Source organism: Actinoplanes sp. L3-i22 (assembly GCF_019704555.1).
Lineage (GTDB): Bacteria > Actinomycetota > Actinomycetes > Mycobacteriales > Micromonosporaceae > Actinoplanes.
Window position 1 is genome coordinate 601,091 of record NZ_AP024745.1, and the last position, 17,042, is coordinate 618,132.

Below are 17,042 nucleotides of genomic sequence, written 5' to 3' on the forward strand. Positions count from 1 at the left end.
GCCCGGGTGTGACACTTTCCCCATACCGGTCGGGGGTATGCTGGTGGCATGTCTGAGGAGGCGAGCCCGCCGCACGGTCCGCACGGCTACTCCGGTGACAAGGCGGCGCTGCTCGGCCGTCTGCGCCGGATCGAGGGCCAGATCCGCGGGTTGCAGCGGATGGTCGACGAGGATACGTACTGCATCGATGTCCTGACCCAGATCTCCGCGGCGAAGAGTGCGCTGCAGGCGGTCGCGGTCGGGCTGCTCGAGGATCATCTCGCGCACTGCGTCGTGGACGCGGCTCGTTCCGGTGACCCGTCCGCCAAGGTCAAAGAGGCGTCCGACGCGATCGCCCGGTTGATCAAGTCCTGAGGTCGGAGCCTCTAAAGTGGCGGAAACCGTATAAAACCCCTGAAAGGCGATTGTCATGGCTGTGACCAGCACCTACACCGTCAAGGGCATGACCTGCTCGCACTGCGTCAACGCGGTGACCGAGGAGATCTCGGCGCTCCCGGGGGTGTCCGGCGTGCAGATCGACCTGGGGTCCGGCGGAGTGACCGTGACCAGCGAGGCGCCGCTCACCGGCGATGCGGTGCGCGCCGCGGTCGACGAGGCCGGCTACGAGCTCGCGGATGCCTGACCATCCCGGCGAAGCCGAGGCGGAAAAGGCACCCGAAGAGGCCGCTGCGGAAACGACAAGAGCGGTAAATCCGGAAAAGTCGGTCGCTACTGAAGCGCCGGCGGCGACCGGTGCGGTACCAGTGAGAAACGTGGACGCACCAACCGAGCGAAGCCCTCGCAAGAAGTCCCGATGGTCCCTGACCGAGACCGACGAAGCGGAGATCCCGGAGCCGGCGCCGCCCGCCGAGCACGAGCGGACCTCCAGCTTCCGCCTCGCCGCGTACGGCGCCGTGCTGATCGTCGTGCTCTTCGCCGGGTACGGCCTGGGCCGCCTCAACAACGGCACCGGGACGAGCACCACCACGACCCCCGCGGCCGTCACCAGCGCCGGCACCACCGTGATCAACGAGAACATGCCGCACACCCACGGCGCGTCCGGCACCGGCGCGGCGGCGACCGGCGCCCCGATCGGCGGCCTCTCGCTCAGCGCCGACGGGCTCACCCTGCGCCCGGCCACCACCACGTTCCAGGCCGGGAAGAAGCAGCGGCTCAGCTTCACGATCGTCGCGACCGGGGGCGCCCCGGTCACCTCGTACGCGATCGTCCACGACAAGCCGCTGCACCTGATCGTGGCCCGGCGTGACCTGACCGGCTTCCAGCATCTGCACCCGGAGATGGCCGACGACGGCACCTGGAGCATCGACCTGACGCTGGCCCAGCCCGGCATCTACCGGATGATCGCCGACTTCACCGCTCTGGTCGGCGGCCAGCAGATCGCCACCACCCTGGGCACCGATCTCGTGGTCGCCGGCGACTACGCGCCGCAGGCGCTGCCCGCGGCGGGCAACACGGCGACGGTCGCCGGGCTCACCGTCACGTACGAGGGAAAACCGGACACCAAAGCGGTCCAGCCCATGCTGATGACCGTCACCGGCGGGGCCGTCGAGCCCTACCTCGGCGCGTTCGGCCACCTCGTGGTGCTGCGCCAGGGGGACGTCGCCTACCTGCACGTCCACCCGGAGCAGCAACTCGTCGACGGGAAGGTCAAGTTCTGGGTGACGGCGCCCAGCGCCGGCGATTACCGGATGTTCTTCGACTTCCAGGTCGCCGGCCAGGTGCACACCGCCGAATGGACGCTGACCGTCCCCTAGCCGGGACCGGGCCGCCCATTAGCCAGGGCCGGGCCCTAGTCGCGACCGAGCAGGGCGGCCAGCGCCGGCTTGACCTGCCACTCGCCGATCAGCGCGGCATATTCCGCGCGCTGGTCGGCGCTCGGCTCGGCCCCCGTGCGGCGGGCGCGCAGCATCAGGTTGCGCGGGGTGTGCGCCGAGTCGATGAACTCCACCACGTCGACCCGGTAGCCGTGCAGCCGCAGCAGGCCGGCGCGCAGCGAGTCGGTGAGCACGTCCGCGAAGCGCTCGCGGAGGATCGCGTGCCGGGTGAACTCGCCGTAGGGCGACGGGGAGGAATTGCCCTTGAGCTGGGCGGCGATGTCGTGGTGGCAGCACGGAGCGGCGAGCACCCAGCGCGCGTCCCACTGCACGGCGCGGGCCAGCGCCTGGTCGGTGGCGGTGTCGCAGGCGTGCAGCGCGAGCACGAGATCGGGCGTGAACGGCAGCTCGGCCGCCTCGATGGTGCCGGCCACGAAGGTCACCTCGTCGGAACAACCGAGCTCGGCGGCGACCTGACCGTTGCGTACCCTCTGGTCCTCGCGGACATCGACCCCGGCGACCTGGACCGAGACGCCCCGCCCGGCCAGATATCGGTAGGCGGCGAAGGTCAGATAGGCATTGCCGCAGCCGAGATCGACGACGCGCAGCGTCGGCGGAAGCTGGTCGGGCAGCGTCGCGGCGAGCGCCCGCAGGAACGCGTCGATCTGCCGCCGCTTGGCCGCGTTGCCCCCGATCACCTCGAAGAGCGGATCGCCCGGGTCGAGCAGCCACTGCTTGGGCCGGTCGTGATCCTGAACGGTCACCGGGGGAGCGGTGGCGTCGGCGCGATGCACCTGGGCCTCACCCTTCTTGGTGATCCGAACCTGCACGGTGGCCGAGGACGTCTCCACGTGCCAGTTGCCGAACGGCTCGGCCAGCAGCTCGTCGACCGCGGCGGCGGCCTCGTCGCCGGGCGTGACGTTGCGGGTGAACGGGCGGACGCCGTCCTCGGTGACGATCTGGAGCTTGGGACCGCTCTTCAACGTGACGGGGCGAACCTGGGCGCGTGTGACCGAGGGCACATGCCCGCGGCGACGGCCGGCCGCGACGGCCCGGGTCAGCCCCGGAGCGAGAAGGAGTTCGCGCACCTCGGCGAGTGCTTGATCGAGCGGTTGTGGCATGTCCCCATTCTGCCCCGCACCCGGGATCGGCCCGGCGGGCCTGTGGACAACGTTATCCACAGGGGCTGTGGCGCCCGGCTTCATCTCGCTAGGTTGTTCCGGAGCGGAGGGGGACGATCCTATGTGGCATCTGACCAATACGCCGGTGACCGGCGCACTCTCCTCCCCGGTGCGGAAAATCCTCGCCGAGGGATTCGCCGCGACCCGGCAGAGTCGCTTCGTCCAGAGCCTCGCCGCCGGCCAGTTGCCGATCGCCGCCTACGCCGAGCTCACCGCGCAGCACTGGTTCGTCTACGAGTCGCTCGAGCTGGCCACGGCCGCGATGGCCGGCGATCCGGTGGCCGGCCGTTTCTACTTCCCGGAGCTGTTCCGGCTCCGGGCGATCGAGGCCGACCTGCGTTTCCTGCAGGGCCCGCGCTGGCAGAGCCGGATCGCCGCGCTGCCGGCCACCACGACCTACTGCACACGGATCCGATCTGCCGCGTTCGACCAGGCCACGGGCTATGTGGCGCACCACTGCGCGCGCTACCTGGCGGATCTCGACGGCGGCCAGTGGCTCGGCGCCGCGGTGCTCTCGGCCTACCGTTTCCGCCGCCAGGGCTACCGCTTCTTCGTCTTCGACGGCATCGATCCGGAGCTGTTCCCGGCGAGGTACCACGAGCGCCTGGACACGACGCCGTGGAGCCGCGCCGAGCAGACCACGTTCCTGACCGAGATGACCACGGCCGTCCAGCTCAACCTCGACCTGCTCAGCGACCTCGAAACCCGATGGACCTGAAAACCAAAACCCGATTGGGGTACGAACAAAGCCCCGCCACCCGTGAGCGAAACTGACCGGCGCTGGGCGCTGGGCGCTGGGCGCTGGGCGCTGGGCGCTGGGCGCTGGGCGCTGGGCGCTGGGCGCTGGGCGCTGGGCGCTGGGCGCTGGGCGCGCCGTGATCAAGAGCAGCCGCAAGACCGGTCGTGATCGAGACGCGTCCGCGAGACCAGGCTGCGATCAGAAGCGGTCAGACCGCCAGCCGGGTGCAGAAAAGCCTGGGACCGCGGGGCGGTCCCAGGCTCACTAGGTGGATCAGGCCTCGGCAGTTCCCACGCCGGCCTCGGAACCGCTGGTCACGCTCTCGGCGTGCTCGTCAGCGCCGGCACCCGCGGCGGTCCGCCGACGGCGGCGGCGCGGACGCGACTCCTCGGCAGGCGTCTCGCCGGCCGAAGCAGCCGGCTCGACGCCGGCCGAAGCGGACTGCCCAGCGGCAGCCGGAGCAGCCGGAGCGGCAGACGACCCGGCAGCAGCCGGAGCGGACGACTCAGCAGCCGCAACGGACGGCGCAGCCGAGGCGGCAGCGATCGGTGCGGTCGAGGCGGCCGTGACCGACGGCGCGGTGGCTGTCGCGGACGGCGCGGCGGCCAGGGCGGCCGAGTCCGCGGCGACGAGCGGAGCCCCCGCCGTGCCCTCGCCCGGAGCGGAGTCCGAGAAGGTCACCGCGGTGGCCGGGGCGCGCCGGCGACGGGTCCGAGCACGGGGCGCCGCCTCCTCCGCGGACGTCGACGCCGAAACGGGCGAGGTCGCCGAATCGGACGAGGATGCCGAAACGGATGACGGCGCCGAGACGGGCGCGGACGACGCGGCGACGGGCGCGGCCGTGGATGCGGAAGACGTGGAGACAGCCGACGGGGTCGACGACGGCGCGGATGCGGCCGTCAGCTCGCCGGCACCGTTCGTACCGCCGAGGTCTGCACCCGGACCCTCGACGACCTTGCGCCGACGCCGCTGCCGCTTGGGCCGGTCAGCCCCCTCCTCGGGAGAGGAGGGCGTGGCCGAGCCGTCAGGCGAGGCCGAGCCCGAGGCCGGAGCCGAGCCACCCCGCCGGTCACGGTCGCGGTCGCGGCCGTCCCGGCTGTCGCGGCTGTCGCGGCTGTCGCGGCTGTCGCGTCCACCGCGACCGCCGGTGCTGGGCCCGGTGCGGGACCGCCGGCCGCGACCGCTGCCGCCGAGGTCTTCCTCGATCTCGGCGGACAGGCCGGCCCGGTTCCGCTCGGCGGTCGGCAGTGTGCCGGAGATGTCGGTCGGAATGTCCAGGTCCGCGTAGAGCGCCGGGCTGGTGTGGTAGGTCTCCGGCGGCTCCGGCATGCCGAGCACGAGCGACTTGTCGATCAGCACCCAGCGCGGCATGTCCTCCCAGTCGACGAACGTCACCGCGACACCGGTGGCACCGGCGCGACCGGTTCGGCCGATGCGGTGCGTGTACGTCTCGGGGTCTTCCGGGCAGTCGTAGTTGATCACGTGGGTGACGCCGGAGACGTCCAGGCCACGGGCCGCGACGTCGGTCGCGACGAGCACGTCGATCTTGCCGCTGCGGAACGCCCGCAGCGCCCGCTCGCGCGCGCCCTGGCCCAGGTCACCGTGGACCGCGGCGACCGCGAAGCCGCGGAAGTCCAGCTCCTCGGCGACCTTGTCGGCGGCCCGCTTGGTCCGCGTGAAGATCATCGTGAGGCTGCGGTCCTTGGCCTGCAGGATCCGCGACACCATCTCGATCTTGTTGAGCGGGTGGGTGCGGTAGACGACCTGCTTGGTCAGCGGGTTCGGACCGCTCTCGGTGGTGTGACCGGCGTGAATGGTCATCGGGTTGCGCAGGAACCGGCGGGACAGCGCCACGATCGGGTCCGGCATGGTGGCCGAGAACAGCATGGTCTGCCGCTCGGCCGGGATCATCGCCAGGATCTTCTCGACGTCGTCGAGGAAGCCCAGGTCGAGCATCCGGTCGGCCTCGTCGAGCACCAGTGCGTGCACGGCGTTCAGCTTCAGGTGCTTCTGCTTGGCCAGGTCGAGCAGACGGCCGGGGGTGCCGACGAGGATCTCGACGCCCTTCTTGAGGGTGTCGACCTGCGGCTCGTACGCCACGCCGCCGTAGATCGGGAGAACCCGGACGCCGCGCGTGCTGCCGGCGGCGGCGATGTCGCGGGCCACCTGGAGGCCCAGCTCACGGGTGGGGACGACGATCAGGGCCTGCGGCCGGCCGTCGGCGCCCTCGGACGGGGCGAGGACCCGCTCCAGCAGCGGAAGGCCGAAGCCGAGGGTCTTGCCGGTGCCGGTCGGCGCCTGGCCGATCAGGTCGGAGCCGCGCATCGCGATGGGCAGCGCGTACTCCTGGATGGCGAAGGCGTGCGTGATGCCCGCCGCGGCCAGCGCGTCCACGGTCTCGGGACGAACACCCAGCTCAGCGAAGGTGGGGCTGTTCGGCCGAACCGGAGCACGATTCGTCACAGGGATTAGAGCTTGCTCAATGTCGGTCATGAAGTTTTACGGGTGCCCTCTCGTGGTGCGCCCGTTGAATGTCTAGGGCGCGATCTGGTTTGGCGCGGGCCGCACGCTCGAAAGCGGGCCACACGCGGGGCCGTCAGTCGACTGATCGACGACGACACCAGACCACTCTACCCGACCCAATAGCAGACGCACGCGAGAGCAGTTACGGGAGGGAGCTCTGTTGCTGGAGCGCCCTCCCGTTACCGCATCAGCGGGTGGTGAAGCCGAACGGCCGGTGTGAAGCCTCGGCGATCTCCACGTAGGCGAGCTTGGCGACCGGGATGATCACCTTGCGGCCCTTTTCATCGGTAAGCGAAAGGACGCCGTCCTTGGCCAGAGCCTCGGACACGGCCTGCTCGACCTCCGCCGGGGTCTGAGCGCTTTCCAGCACCAGCTCACGCGGCGAATGTTGCACGCCGATCTTGACCTCCACGGAGTCCTCCTCTGTCAACCCGTGTACCGCTTGGAAAGGCTATCCGATTTCCGGTGCCGTTCCGGCCGATGAACCGCCCTGGAGGGGGAAGCTCGCGATCCCACGCCAGATCAGCGCAGCTACGAGCGCTTCGGCTTCAGCTTTGGGCGTACGCCGCCCGTTCGCCAGCCAGTACTGAGCGGCCGCCCCGGAGGCGCCGGCCAGACCGGAGGCGAGCAGCTGGGCCTGATCGGGCCGCAGGCCGGTGTCCGAGATGATCGTCTCGGTCAGCGCCTCGATGCAGCCCTGCTCGACCCGTTCGACCCGCTGCCGCACCTGCGGGTCGTTGCGCAGGTCGGACTCGAAGACCAGGCGGAACGCCTCGCTCTCGTGATCCATGAAGTCGAAGTACGCACGCACCGCGCCCTTGACCCGCTCCTTGTTGTCCGGCGTCGCCAGCAACGCGCTGCGCACCTTGGCGATTATCGCGTCACAGTGCGTGTCCAACAGGGCCAGGTACAGCTCGAGCTTGCCGGGAAAGTGTTGATAGAGCACGGGCTTGGAGACACCCGCCCGCTCGGCGATGTCGTCCATCGCAGCGGCGTGGTAGCCGTGCGCGACGAAAATCTGCTGAGCAGCGGCCAGCAGCTGCTTTCGGCGTGCCGAACGCGGCAGCCGGGTGGGGCGGGTGGTCTGAGCCCCGCCGGACGCGGCGGTCATATCTGGTGAACCTCCAGGGGGTCGGTCCCCGCGGTTTGTCGTCGCGGATTGCCCGGATCGGCGCTTGTCGCGGTCGTGCGGGCAATTGTCGCGACGCTGCAACTTATCGCCACTGCAACCACACGGTAGCCTCAGCGGGGGCGAGCGAGGAGCACGCGGTGGATGAAACAGGGCATTCCGGAGACACCGGAGCCGCGGGTGGCGGCAACGGTGCCGACGCGCATGACCGCAATCGGATGAATGGCTGGACGAACGGCGAAAACCCGTGGTCGAACACGGGCGCCACGCTGGAGAACGAGTCGGACCTGCCGCCGTGGCGGCGTGGCGGCGTCAGCCGGCAGCCGTTTCCGGAGCGCCCGTTCGGGACCGCGCCGAGCTCGGCGGTGCCGGCCCAGGCACCTCCGCCGCCGGGGTTCGTGGACCCGTCACAGCCCACCGAGATTCCCCCTTCCGGGAACACCGACATACCGTCGCCATGGCCCGGCGATCGCAGCCGGTTGGCTGACATTCTCGGTCACCGGCCGCGTCCGGTCGATCCGGCGTCGCCCGCTCCGTCCAGTGCGCCCCCTTTTCCGTACGAGGGTGACCTCGACGATTCGTATCGGGTCACCCCGTCGCCGTCGCCGATCCAGCGCGCCGCCGTGCCGATGGCCCGTCCCACGGGCCCGACCCAGGGAGATCCACTGAGCCGTCCCGACTCGCCGTCCGAACCGATCCGCTCCCGGCACGCACTGGTCAACGACACGTTGGCGCAGGGCCTTCCCCGGGTGGACTCCGCGGCACCCGCGGGGGACCAGCGTTCGGTGGACAACGAGCCCGGCCTGGGCCTGCCCACGTACGATGCCGCAGGTTTCTCCCGCCGGAGTTACGATCCGGCCCCGTACCCTCCGGAGAGTTTGAGTTCCGCCCTGGGTGAGCCGAGCGGGGCCCTGCCGCAGCGCGTGCCGGCCCAGCCGGACGTGCCCCGAGTCCCGGAGCCGCCCGCCGTGGAACCGTCGGCCGAGGCCCCCGCCCTGGCCCGCATCGCGACGCACCTGCGCCGCGGTGACGTGGTGCCCGCGCAGGAGCGCCAGGAGGGCTTCGACGTGCAGGCCATCCTGGCCGCGGTGCGCGAGGTCCCGGGCGTGCGGGACGCGTCGCTGCGGGCCACCCCGGCCGGCGCGCACAGCCTGCGGCTGGACCTCTCCGACGGCGCCGACGCGGCCGAGGTGAGCCGCCAGGTCGCCCGTCTCCTCTCCGAGCGGATGGGGCTGGACGCGGCGATGCCCGGTGCGTTCGGCGCGCTGGCCGAGCCGGTCGCCCCGGCCGCTCCGCCCGCCCGGCCGGCCGCGTTCGTGCCCGCGCAGAGCACCCGGCCCGGCCGCGCCTCGGTCAAGCCGGTCTCCCCGGCGCCGCTGCCGGCCGCCGCGACGTCCGCGCCCCCGGCGCCCGCCCCGGCTCCGGTCTCGGCCGCCCCGGTCTCCGCGATGCCGGTCACCGCGCCACCGGCGATGACGCCGCCGGTCCGGCCCACCCCGCTGATGGCGCCCCCGCCGCCGCTGCCGGTCCCGAAACCCGAGCCGGCGCCCGCCGCCCTGGCTCCGCGGGACCTGAACAAGCCTCGCCCGCTCGACCCGGGCGACCGCCCCGGCCCGCGCGTCCTGATCGAGAACGTGCACGTCAACACGTTCGGGGCGGACGCCACCGTGGAGGTGCGGCTGCGCGCCGGCGACCGGAGCGCCTCCGGCGTCGCCACCGGCCCGGCGGTCGACGGCTACCTGCTCCGGCTCTGCGCCACCGCGACCGCCGGTGCGGTCGACGAGTTGCTCTCCGCGTCCACGCACGCTGACGGGCCGGCCCGCTGCTTCGTCGAGCACGCGGCCGCGGTCTCGTTCGGCTCCACCCAGGTCGCGGTCGTGGTGCTGCTGCTGTCCTGCGCGGGCGGCTGGGTCGAGCAGCTCTCCGGCTCGGCGGTGGTCACCGGCGACGACCGGCACGCCATGGTGCGCGCCACATTGGCTGCCGTGAACCGTCGCGTCGAGGCACTGTTGGCCTAGTGAAGGGCGCGGTGTTGGCCGGCGACAGCGAGCTGTTGCCGGAAGGTGAGGTGCCGCCACCCTGGCCCGCGCGGCGGGTCGTGGTGGGTGGCGCGATGCTGCACGTGCGGGACACGCCGGCCACCCGGCCGGAGGCCGAGCCAGCGGTCTACGTGCACGGCCTCGGCGGCTCCTCGCAGAACTTCACCGACCTGGCCGGCCTGCTCGCCGACCGGTTCGACGGGCAGGCCGTCGACCTGCCCGGGTTCGGCTACAGCGACCCCAGTCCGAGGTATTCGATTCCGGCCTTCGCGGCCACCCTGATCGACTACCTGGACGCGTCCGGCCGCGGCCCGGTCCACCTGGTCGGCAACTCGCTGGGCGGCTCCATCTCGGTGCGGGTCGCCGCGCTGCGCCCCGACCTGGTGCGCACGCTCACGCTGATCTCGCCGGCGATGCCGTTCCTCAACCCGCGCCGCACCGCGCAGGGCCCGATGCTCCCGCTGCTCGCGATGCCCGGCGCGGAACGCCTGATGGCCTGGGGGCTGACCCGGATCACCGCGGAGGAGATGGCCGAGCAGGTGCTCGCCGCCTGCTTCGGGGACACCAGCAAGGTGCATCCGCAGCGCCGGCTGGAGGCGATGGAGGAGATCCAGCTGCGCTACACCGTGGCGCACTACCCGCGGGCCTACCTCGGCACGCTGCGCGGGCTGGTCGGCAGTTTCCTCCGGGCCTACCTGCCCGGCGTCAACTCGCAGTGGCGGCTGGCCGCCCGGGTGCAGGCGCCGACGCTGGTCGTGGGCGGCCTCAACGACAAGCTGGTCGATCCGCGGGTGCCGGCCCAGGTGGCCAGGGCGATTCCGGACGGCCGCCTGCTGATCCTGCCCGGGGTCGGGCACGTGGCGCAGATGGAGGTGCCGCGGCTGGTCGCGCGCGGGATCGTCGGCATGCTGCGGGACGTGCGTCCGGCCGTGGCGTGACCGGGACGCGGCGTCCGTCACTCAAGATCGTTTCGGGCGGGTGCGATTGACCTTCGTGTGCGAGGCTCAAGCGCAAGATGATCGCTCCAGTCACTCCCGTACACGAACCGGACACCCAGCCGCCCGCGGGTGATCGGTGGCGCCAATGGTGGCTCGCGCTGTTCGCGGTCACGCTGGTGCTGCTCGCCGTGATCGCGGTGGCCTCGCAGCGGCCGGCTCCGACCGCCGCTCCGGTGTCCGATTCCGCCCCCGTGCCGTCCGCGAGCGCCACGCCGACGCCGTCCGCGCCGTCCGCGACGCCCTCGCCGTCGGCCTCCACGCCGATCCTGGAATCCGCCTCGGCTTCGCCATCGGCACCCACATCGCTGGTGGACCCCGAGCTCCTGCAGATCCCCGGCGTGGTCCCGACGCATGCTTCAGGCGATTTTGCGTACGCGGTCAAGCGCGGCTCGATCCTCGGCCGCAAAGGGCAGCTGAAACGCTTCCGGGTGGCGGTGGAGAAGGGCAGCGGGGAGGACCCGGACGCGTTCGCCGCCCAGGTGGTGAGCACGCTCGGCGACGATCGCGGCTGGGTCGGGAACGGGACGTTGCGGCTGCTCATGGTCAACGGGGACGAGCGGGCCGACTTCACGGTGTACCTGGCGACCCGGGACACGGCCGGCGCGATGTGCCAGGCGGGCGGCACGAACATCCGGATCGGCGGGGTGCCGTACACGTCCTGCCGGGCCACCGGGAAGGCGATCATCAACCTGGACCGCTATCGGAAGTCGTCGAAGCCGTACCTGAACGCGAAGATCCCGCTGGCGGTGTACCGGAACTACGTGATCAATCACGAGGTCGGTCACGAGCTCGGGCATCATCACGAGGGCTGCCCGAAGTCGGGTGGTCCGGCGCCGGTGATGGTCCAGCAGACGCTGACCACCCGGGGGTGCGTGCCGTATGCGTGGCCCCGCCTGCACGACAAGGCGTTCTCCGGCCCGGCCCTCTGACTCGCCGGAGGCTCTGGGGCGGCTGGGGCTCGGTTCTTCCGGTGGGGAATTCGATTCTGCTGTGACGGACGGAGAGTCATGGCAGGCTGGCTGTTGTTATGGCAAACGCGACAAATGCCTCCCCTGATCCGGCGAATGGCGCGAACCCGCCCGCCGCCGCCCGGCGTGCCCGCAACGAGCTGGCCAGCGCGAAGACGACGTCGGCGGCGACCGCGAAGTCCGTGAAGTCGGTCGTCACGGCGCAGACCGGCTCCGCGAAGCCGTCGAAGAACGTCGTGACGGCGCAGACCGGCACCCCGGCGAAGTCCACCCGGACGAGGAACCCCGCGGCCGAGCCGGCCCCGGCGCCCACCTCCCGCGCGGTGTCCCCGTCGGCCGCCGCCAAGCCGAAGCCGACCACGGCCAAGCCGACCGCCGGCGGGGCCAAAGCGGCTCCGGCCGGCGCGAAGCCCGTGGCATCACCGGCCCGCAAGACAGTCGGGAAGCCGGCCGGGAAGCCCGCGCCGGGGACCACCGGGGCAGCGGACCGGGGGACCGCGGCGCGAGCCCGCAAGAGCCTGCGCGAAGCGGTCACCGGCGACCTCGAGACGACGGCCCGGGCGCGCAAGAGCGTGCGGGAGACCGTGCCGGGTGACACCGGGACGACGGCGCGCGCCCGCAAGAGCCTGCGCGCCGGTGACGGCGGTCGCGCGGTGCCGGCCGAGACCGCGGCACGGGCCGAGACCGCGGCGCGGGCCCGCAAGACGGTGGGCACCGGCACGCCGGCTCGGAGCCGGGCGGTGCCGGCGGAGACGAGCACGGCGTCGCGGCCCCGCAAGACGTTGTCCAGCGACACCCAGCCGGGTGCGGCGGCTACCCCGCGCAAGAGCATCGGCCGCGGGGCTGACACGGTTCGGGCGGCCATGCACGCGGCAGATGATCGAGACCTTTCCGGTGGACGGCACCGCCGGACCGCCGAGCCGATCGACGACTCGACCGGACGTCACCGGATGTCCGCGGACGCACCCCCGCGGCATCGCGCCGAACAGCACCCCGCCCACGCGATCGGCGGACCGGACGCCCCCGCGGGCCTTGATGATTCCGCAGGTCAAAGCAGGTCGGCGCCCGAGAACGATGCCGCGCACGGGGACCGGCCGGGACCGGTGCAGCCGACTGCGCGGCATGCTCAGCCGCAGCTCGCGAAGCCGCCGGTGGACCCGGAGACCGGACTCCCGCCGGGGATGACCCGCGGGATCCTGGAGCTGGCCGCCGAACGCCTGGCCGCCTCCCGCGCCGCCCAGGCCGCCCAGGAAGCCCAGGCCGCTGACGACGACGGCGACGAGCCCGAGACGGACGAGCCGGAACCCACCGACGAGACCCAGCGCCCGGCCACCCGTCGCGGCGGTCGCTCCATGGGCGGCGCCGGCCTGCGCAATCCCGGCGCGGCCGGCACTCGTCCCGGCTCGGGTTCGCGCCCGCCCCTGGCCTCCCGGCCGCCGGCCGGCCCACCCGAGGCCGTCCGCCCGCCGACGAACCCGCCCCCCGCCGGAGCCTTCGGCTATCCGCCGAACGCGGTGCCGGGCCTCGTCCCGCCGATGGCGATGCCCGACGCGGACCGGTCCGACGACCCGATGGCCACCAGCGGCTATCCGGACCCGACCGGGCTGAGTGAGACCGAGGCCGGCTGGCCGATCAGCACCCGCCGGCCGCGCGGCACCCGGCCGGCCCCGGCGCCGCCCGAGGACGAATCGGTCCTGTCGCAGGAGCCGGCCCCCGGCATCCCGCAGCTCGTGCGCCCGATCCGGGCCGGCCGTCCGGCGCCGGCCCCGGTCGAGCCCGACGACTCCGCCGACCACCTGCCGCACACCGAACCGGACCCGGCCACCCAGACCGACCGTTCGCCGCGCCGCCGCCCGATCGTCCGCGCGAACCCGGCCACGCCCGGCAGCCCGCACCCGGACTTCTACCGCACCCCGGCCGGCGCGACCCCGGTCGCCCCGCCGTCGCACCCAGGAGCGCTCTCCTACCCGGACGAGTCGTACCCGGAGCCGTACCCAGGAGCGGAGAACCCGGCGGCGCCGGGCACAACGCCGTACCCAGGAATGGTTGTGCCGCAAGCCCAAGCGGCCCGGCAGCCGGCCGCCCAGCGTCCGGACACCGTCGAGATTCCGCAGGTCCTGCCGGAGGTAGAGACCGAGGACGGCGCCTGGTTCTGGTCCACCACCGACCATCCGCCGGTCGGCCTCCCGGAGAGCCTCCGTCTCCCGGTGGGCATCCCGGAGGGCCTCTGGCACCCGGCCGAGCGCGATCAGGGCGACGACCGTCCGACCCGTGAGCAGCCGATCTACACGGAGGCCGCCGAGCCCGGGGTGGCGGAGGACGCCGCGCCGCCGAGCGAGACCGGGCCGAGCGAGACCGGGCCGATCGAGACCGCGCCGATCGAGACCGCGCCGATCGAGACCGGGCCGGCCGAGCCGGAGGCGGCGCCGCCCGCGATCGAGACCCGGGAGACCCTGGTCCCGCACCAGATCCTGCCGGCCAGCGCGGACGCCCCGCTGGTCGAGATCGACCGGACCGTCCCGCCGCCGGACGTCGACGGCCGCGAGGAGATCCGCGCCGAGCTGACGCCGAACGGCCGCAAGCTGCTGCGACGGCGCCGCCGGGTGACCTTCATGGCGTACCTCCTGGCGGTTTCCCTGGTTTTGATCGTCGGCCATGAGCTGCGCGATCGGGAGCGGCCGGTCGCCGACCGGGCGCCGGACCCGATCGGCGCGGTCGCGCCGCAGAACCAGGACCAGCCGTCCCAGGATCAGAATCCGAACCAGGAAGACCAGGACAAGGTGGGCTCGGTGCAGGGTGCGCCGACCGCCGCCGGCGAGGCGTCGGGCCAGGCAGAGCATTTCCGGTACGTCACCACGAGCGGCCCGCTCCTCGGCAAGGCCGGCGAGCTGCACCGTTTCCGGGTGGCCGTCGAGGAGACCGTGCCGGACGTCGAGCCGACCGCCTTCGCCAAGGTGATCGACCGCACGCTGGGCGACAAGCGCAGCTGGATCGCGAGCGGGAAGGTACGCCTGCGCCGGGTGCCGAAGTCGGCCGAGACGGACTTCATCATCTATCTCGCGTCCGCGGCGACCTCGGAGAAGATGTGCGCCGCGGGCGGCCTGCACACCGAGGGCTTCACCTCGTGCCGGGTCCCCGGCCGGGTGATCATCAACGCCGACCGCTGGGCCGACGGAACCCCGGATTACGAGGGTGAGCTGGCCCAATACCGCCAGTACGCGATCAACCACGAGGTCGGTCACGAGCTCGGACACGGTCACGAGGCCTGCCCGGGCAAGGGGAAGCCGGCGCCGGTGATGCTGCAGCAGACCTACGGTCTGGACGGCTGCATCCGCAATGCCTGGCCCTATCGCAGCGGCAAGCGGTACGAGGGTGACCCGGTCCCGTAAATATTCCGCGATCCCGCATGTCGGGCCCGTGTCCGACGTCATGGGCGGGAAGCCGTTCGACGAGCGACAATGGGCGACGATCCTTACCACCGAACCCGGGGAGTGAACTGTGGCTCTGCCCCCGCTCGTCGAGCCGGCCGCTGAGCTGAGCATCGACGAGATCCGCCGCTATTCGCGTCACCTGATCATCCCCGACGTCGGGATGGACGGGCAGAAGCGCCTGAAGAACGCGAAGGTCCTCGCGGTCGGCGCGGGCGGCCTCGGCTCGCCGGCGCTGCTCTACCTGGCCGCGGCCGGCGTGGGCACGCTCGGCATCATCGACTTCGACACCGTCGATGAGTCGAACCTGCAGCGCCAGATCATCCACGGCGTCTCCGACGTCGGCACGCCCAAGGCGGAGTCGGCGGCGCGCAGCATCGCCGAGATCAACCCGCTGGTGAACGTGATCGTTCACAACACCGCGCTGGACCGCGACAACGTCAAAGAGATCTTCAGTCAGTACGACCTGATCGTCGACGGCACCGACAACTTCGCCACGCGGTACATGGTGAACGACGCGGCCGTGCTGCTCGGCAAGCCGTATGTCTGGGGCTCGATCTACCGCTTCGACGGCCAGGCCTCGGTCTTCTGGGAGGAGCACGGTCCCTGCTACCGCTGCCTCTACCCGGAGCCGCCGCCGCCCGGCATGGTGCCGAGCTGTGCCGAGGGCGGCGTCCTCGGCGTGCTCTGCGCGTCGATCGGCTCGATCCAGGTCAACGAGGCGATCAAGCTGATCACCGGCATCGGTGAGCCGCTGGTCGGTCGCCTGATGGTCTACGACGCCCTGGAGATGGAGTACCGCAAGATCAAGGTCCGCAAGGACCCGAACTGCGCGCTCTGCGGCGACAACCCGACCGTCACCGACCTGCTCGAGGACTACGAGGACTTCTGCGGCGCGGTCTCCGAGGAGGCGCAGGAGGCGATCAGCGGCTCCACGATCACCGCCCGCGAGCTGAAGGACTGGCAGGACAGCGGCAAGGACATCTTCCTGGTCGACGTCCGCGAGCCGGCCGAGTGGGAGATCAACCGGATCCCCGGCGCGACCCTGATCCCCAAGGGCGACATCCTCTCCGGCGAGGCGCTGGCGAAGTTCCCGCAGGACCGGCAGATCGTGCTGCACTGCAAGTCGGGCGTCCGCTCGGCGGAGGCGCTGGCCGCGCTGAAGGCGGCCGGGTTCAAGGACGCGGTGCACGTCCAGGGCGGCATCGTGTCCTGGGTCAACACGGTCGACCCGTCACTGCCGTCGTACTGATTTCACACTGGGGAGTCATGATCTTGGCTCCCCAGTGTGACAGTGCCACTACCGAATCGGACCATTGCGACAGATGGTCGAACGCGGCACCGAATCACAGAATCGGCGGGTAGCGTCTCCACCGTGGTCGATATCGATGCCGCCATCGGATACGTGATGGCCCATGGTGACCCGGTCGAACGCGCACGTCTGTCGTATCTGCGGACAGGTGAGCCAGCGTCGCCCGAGATCATCGACCGCATCTCCGGCGGTCAAATGGTGGAGGGCGGCTGGCCCGCCTCGGCCGACGGGCAGGTGCCCTCGGTCGATGCCACCTGTTTCCGCCTCGGCGAGCTCGACGATCTCGGCGGCCTGCAGGCCGGCCCGGTCGCCGAGCGGGCCCTGCACTGGCTGGCCGGCGCCCAGCGACCGGACGGGACCTGGCAGGAGCACGAGTCGCTGACCGGCGAGGCCCCGGCCTGGGCGATGCCCGGCGACCCGGAGGCCACGCTCTACCTGACGTCGGCGGCCGGCTTCTGGCTGACCGCGGCCGCCGTGGAGATCGACCCCTATCAGACCCGCGGGCGCTACGACAACGTGCTGGCCTCGGCGGCCGGCTTCGTCGCCGGCCAGATCCGGCCGGACGGCACGTGGCCGTCGTTCCTGGCGGCCGGCTGGCACGCCGCCGGGCTGCTCCACCAGCAGCAGTATTTCTACGAGTCGTCCCGGGTGCAGCTGGTCCTCGGCGAGCGGCTGCCCGAGATGGGCCCGGCGGATGTCGCCCAGATGGCGGCCGCGCTGCGCCGGGTCAACCTGGGCGACGACTGGCTGCTGCGGAACGCCCGGAAGCGGCTGGCGGAGACGCAGCGGTCGGACGGCGGGTGGGACAGCAACGAGGGCCCGATCTTCGACGTCAACATCACGCTGACCACGCTGCGCGCCTGTCGTTGAGACGCTTTCGCCCGGCCGATCACTCTCGATCGACCGGGCGG

13 protein-coding genes and 1 pseudogene are annotated in these 17,042 nt (G+C 72.0%); 10 read left to right on the forward strand and 4 right to left on the reverse strand.

Features of this window, described 5'->3' with window-relative positions:
* The first annotated feature begins 48 nt into the window (after window positions 1-48).
* The 3 genes from L3i22_RS02770 (at window position 49) to L3i22_RS02780 (ending at window position 1,754) form a co-directional block, all read left to right on the forward strand.
* Window positions 49-354, forward strand: coding sequence for a metal-sensitive transcriptional regulator (locus L3i22_RS02770; protein WP_221325442.1), 306 nt, complete (start codon window positions 49-51; stop codon window positions 352-354).
* 55 nt (window positions 355-409) lie between these two features.
* Entirely contained in the window at window positions 410-622 is a 213-nt protein-coding gene (locus L3i22_RS02775; RefSeq protein ID WP_221325443.1) for a heavy-metal-associated domain-containing protein, read from the forward strand.
* A 130-nt stretch (window positions 623-752) separates the two neighbouring features.
* Window positions 753-1,754 carry a hypothetical protein gene (locus L3i22_RS02780; RefSeq protein ID WP_255657904.1) on the forward strand — a complete coding sequence of 334 codons (1,002 nt, stop codon included), beginning with the start codon at window positions 753-755 and terminating at the stop codon, window positions 1,752-1,754.
* A gap of 35 nt (window positions 1,755-1,789) precedes the next feature.
* On the opposite strand, the gene L3i22_RS02785 is transcribed toward L3i22_RS02780, so the two are convergent.
* A complete protein-coding gene (locus L3i22_RS02785; RefSeq protein WP_221325444.1) occupies window positions 1,790-2,935 on the reverse strand; it encodes an SAM-dependent methyltransferase in 1,146 nt (381 codons plus the stop codon).
* A gap of 121 nt (window positions 2,936-3,056) precedes the next feature.
* On the opposite strand from L3i22_RS02785, the gene L3i22_RS02790 reads away from it, so the two are divergent.
* Window positions 3,057-3,713, forward strand: coding sequence for a heme oxygenase (biliverdin-producing) (locus L3i22_RS02790; protein WP_221325445.1), 657 nt, complete (start codon window positions 3,057-3,059; stop codon window positions 3,711-3,713).
* Between the two features lie 977 nt (window positions 3,714-4,690).
* Here the strand turns inward: L3i22_RS02790 and L3i22_RS02795 are convergent.
* From L3i22_RS02795 to L3i22_RS02805, 3 genes and pseudogenes are all read right to left on the reverse strand, one after another.
* A pseudogene (locus tag L3i22_RS02795) lies at window positions 4,691-6,227 on the reverse strand (DEAD/DEAH box helicase); the annotation flags it as partial.
* Between the two features lie 217 nt (window positions 6,228-6,444).
* Window positions 6,445-6,669 carry a DUF3107 domain-containing protein gene (locus L3i22_RS02800; protein WP_185039358.1) on the reverse strand — a complete coding sequence of 75 codons (225 nt, stop codon included), beginning with the start codon at window positions 6,667-6,669 and terminating at the stop codon, window positions 6,445-6,447.
* Between the two features lie 39 nt (window positions 6,670-6,708).
* Window positions 6,709-7,368: a TetR/AcrR family transcriptional regulator gene (locus L3i22_RS02805; RefSeq protein WP_221325447.1), complete on the reverse strand. Its 660-nt coding sequence runs from the start codon at window positions 7,366-7,368 to the stop codon at window positions 6,709-6,711.
* An 896-nt stretch (window positions 7,369-8,264) separates the two neighbouring features.
* On the opposite strand from L3i22_RS02805, the gene L3i22_RS53275 reads away from it, so the two are divergent.
* From L3i22_RS53275 to L3i22_RS02835, 6 genes are all read left to right on the forward strand, one after another.
* A complete protein-coding gene (locus L3i22_RS53275; RefSeq protein WP_255657906.1) occupies window positions 8,265-9,404 on the forward strand; it encodes a hypothetical protein in 1,140 nt (379 codons plus the stop codon).
* Window positions 9,404-10,363 carry an alpha/beta fold hydrolase gene (locus L3i22_RS02815; protein WP_221325449.1) on the forward strand — a complete coding sequence of 320 codons (960 nt, stop codon included), beginning with the start codon at window positions 9,404-9,406 and terminating at the stop codon, window positions 10,361-10,363. The genes L3i22_RS53275 and L3i22_RS02815 overlap by 1 nt, the downstream gene beginning before the upstream one ends.
* 77 nt (window positions 10,364-10,440) lie before the next feature.
* Complete coding sequence (locus L3i22_RS02820) at window positions 10,441-11,352, forward strand: APA family fibronectin-binding glycoprotein (protein WP_221325450.1); 912 nt, start codon at window positions 10,441-10,443, stop codon at window positions 11,350-11,352.
* A gap of 98 nt (window positions 11,353-11,450) precedes the next feature.
* Window positions 11,451-14,780, forward strand: a complete 3,330-nt coding sequence (locus tag L3i22_RS02825) for a DUF3152 domain-containing protein (RefSeq protein ID WP_221325451.1) — start codon at window positions 11,451-11,453, stop codon at window positions 14,778-14,780.
* A 109-nt stretch (window positions 14,781-14,889) separates the two neighbouring features.
* Window positions 14,890-16,071: an adenylyltransferase/sulfurtransferase MoeZ gene (gene moeZ / locus L3i22_RS02830; protein WP_221325452.1), complete on the forward strand. Its 1,182-nt coding sequence runs from the start codon at window positions 14,890-14,892 to the stop codon at window positions 16,069-16,071.
* Window positions 16,072-16,194: 123 nt separating this feature from the next.
* A complete protein-coding gene (locus L3i22_RS02835) occupies window positions 16,195-17,001 on the forward strand; it encodes a prenyltransferase/squalene oxidase repeat-containing protein (RefSeq protein ID WP_221325453.1) in 807 nt (268 codons plus the stop codon).
* The last annotated feature ends 41 nt before the right edge of the window (window positions 17,002-17,042 follow it).

Excerpts from the sequence above, each read along its gene's own strand:
- L3i22_RS02770 (WP_221325442.1), top strand. The coding sequence starts at position 49 with ATGTCTGAGGAGGCGAGCCCGCCGCACGGTCCGCACGGCTACTCCGGT.
- L3i22_RS02805 (WP_221325447.1), bottom strand. The coding sequence starts at position 7,368 with ATGACCGCCGCGTCCGGCGGGGCTCAGACCACCCGCCCCACCCGGCTG.
- L3i22_RS02825 (WP_221325451.1), top strand. The coding sequence starts at position 11,451 with ATGGCAAACGCGACAAATGCCTCCCCTGATCCGGCGAATGGCGCGAAC.
- L3i22_RS02790 (WP_221325445.1), top strand. The coding sequence starts at position 3,057 with ATGTGGCATCTGACCAATACGCCGGTGACCGGCGCACTCTCCTCCCCG.
- L3i22_RS02820 (WP_221325450.1), top strand. The coding sequence starts at position 10,441 with ATGATCGCTCCAGTCACTCCCGTACACGAACCGGACACCCAGCCGCCC.
- L3i22_RS02775 (WP_221325443.1), top strand. The coding sequence starts at position 410 with ATGGCTGTGACCAGCACCTACACCGTCAAGGGCATGACCTGCTCGCAC.
- L3i22_RS02785 (WP_221325444.1), bottom strand. The coding sequence starts at position 2,935 with ATGCCACAACCGCTCGATCAAGCACTCGCCGAGGTGCGCGAACTCCTT.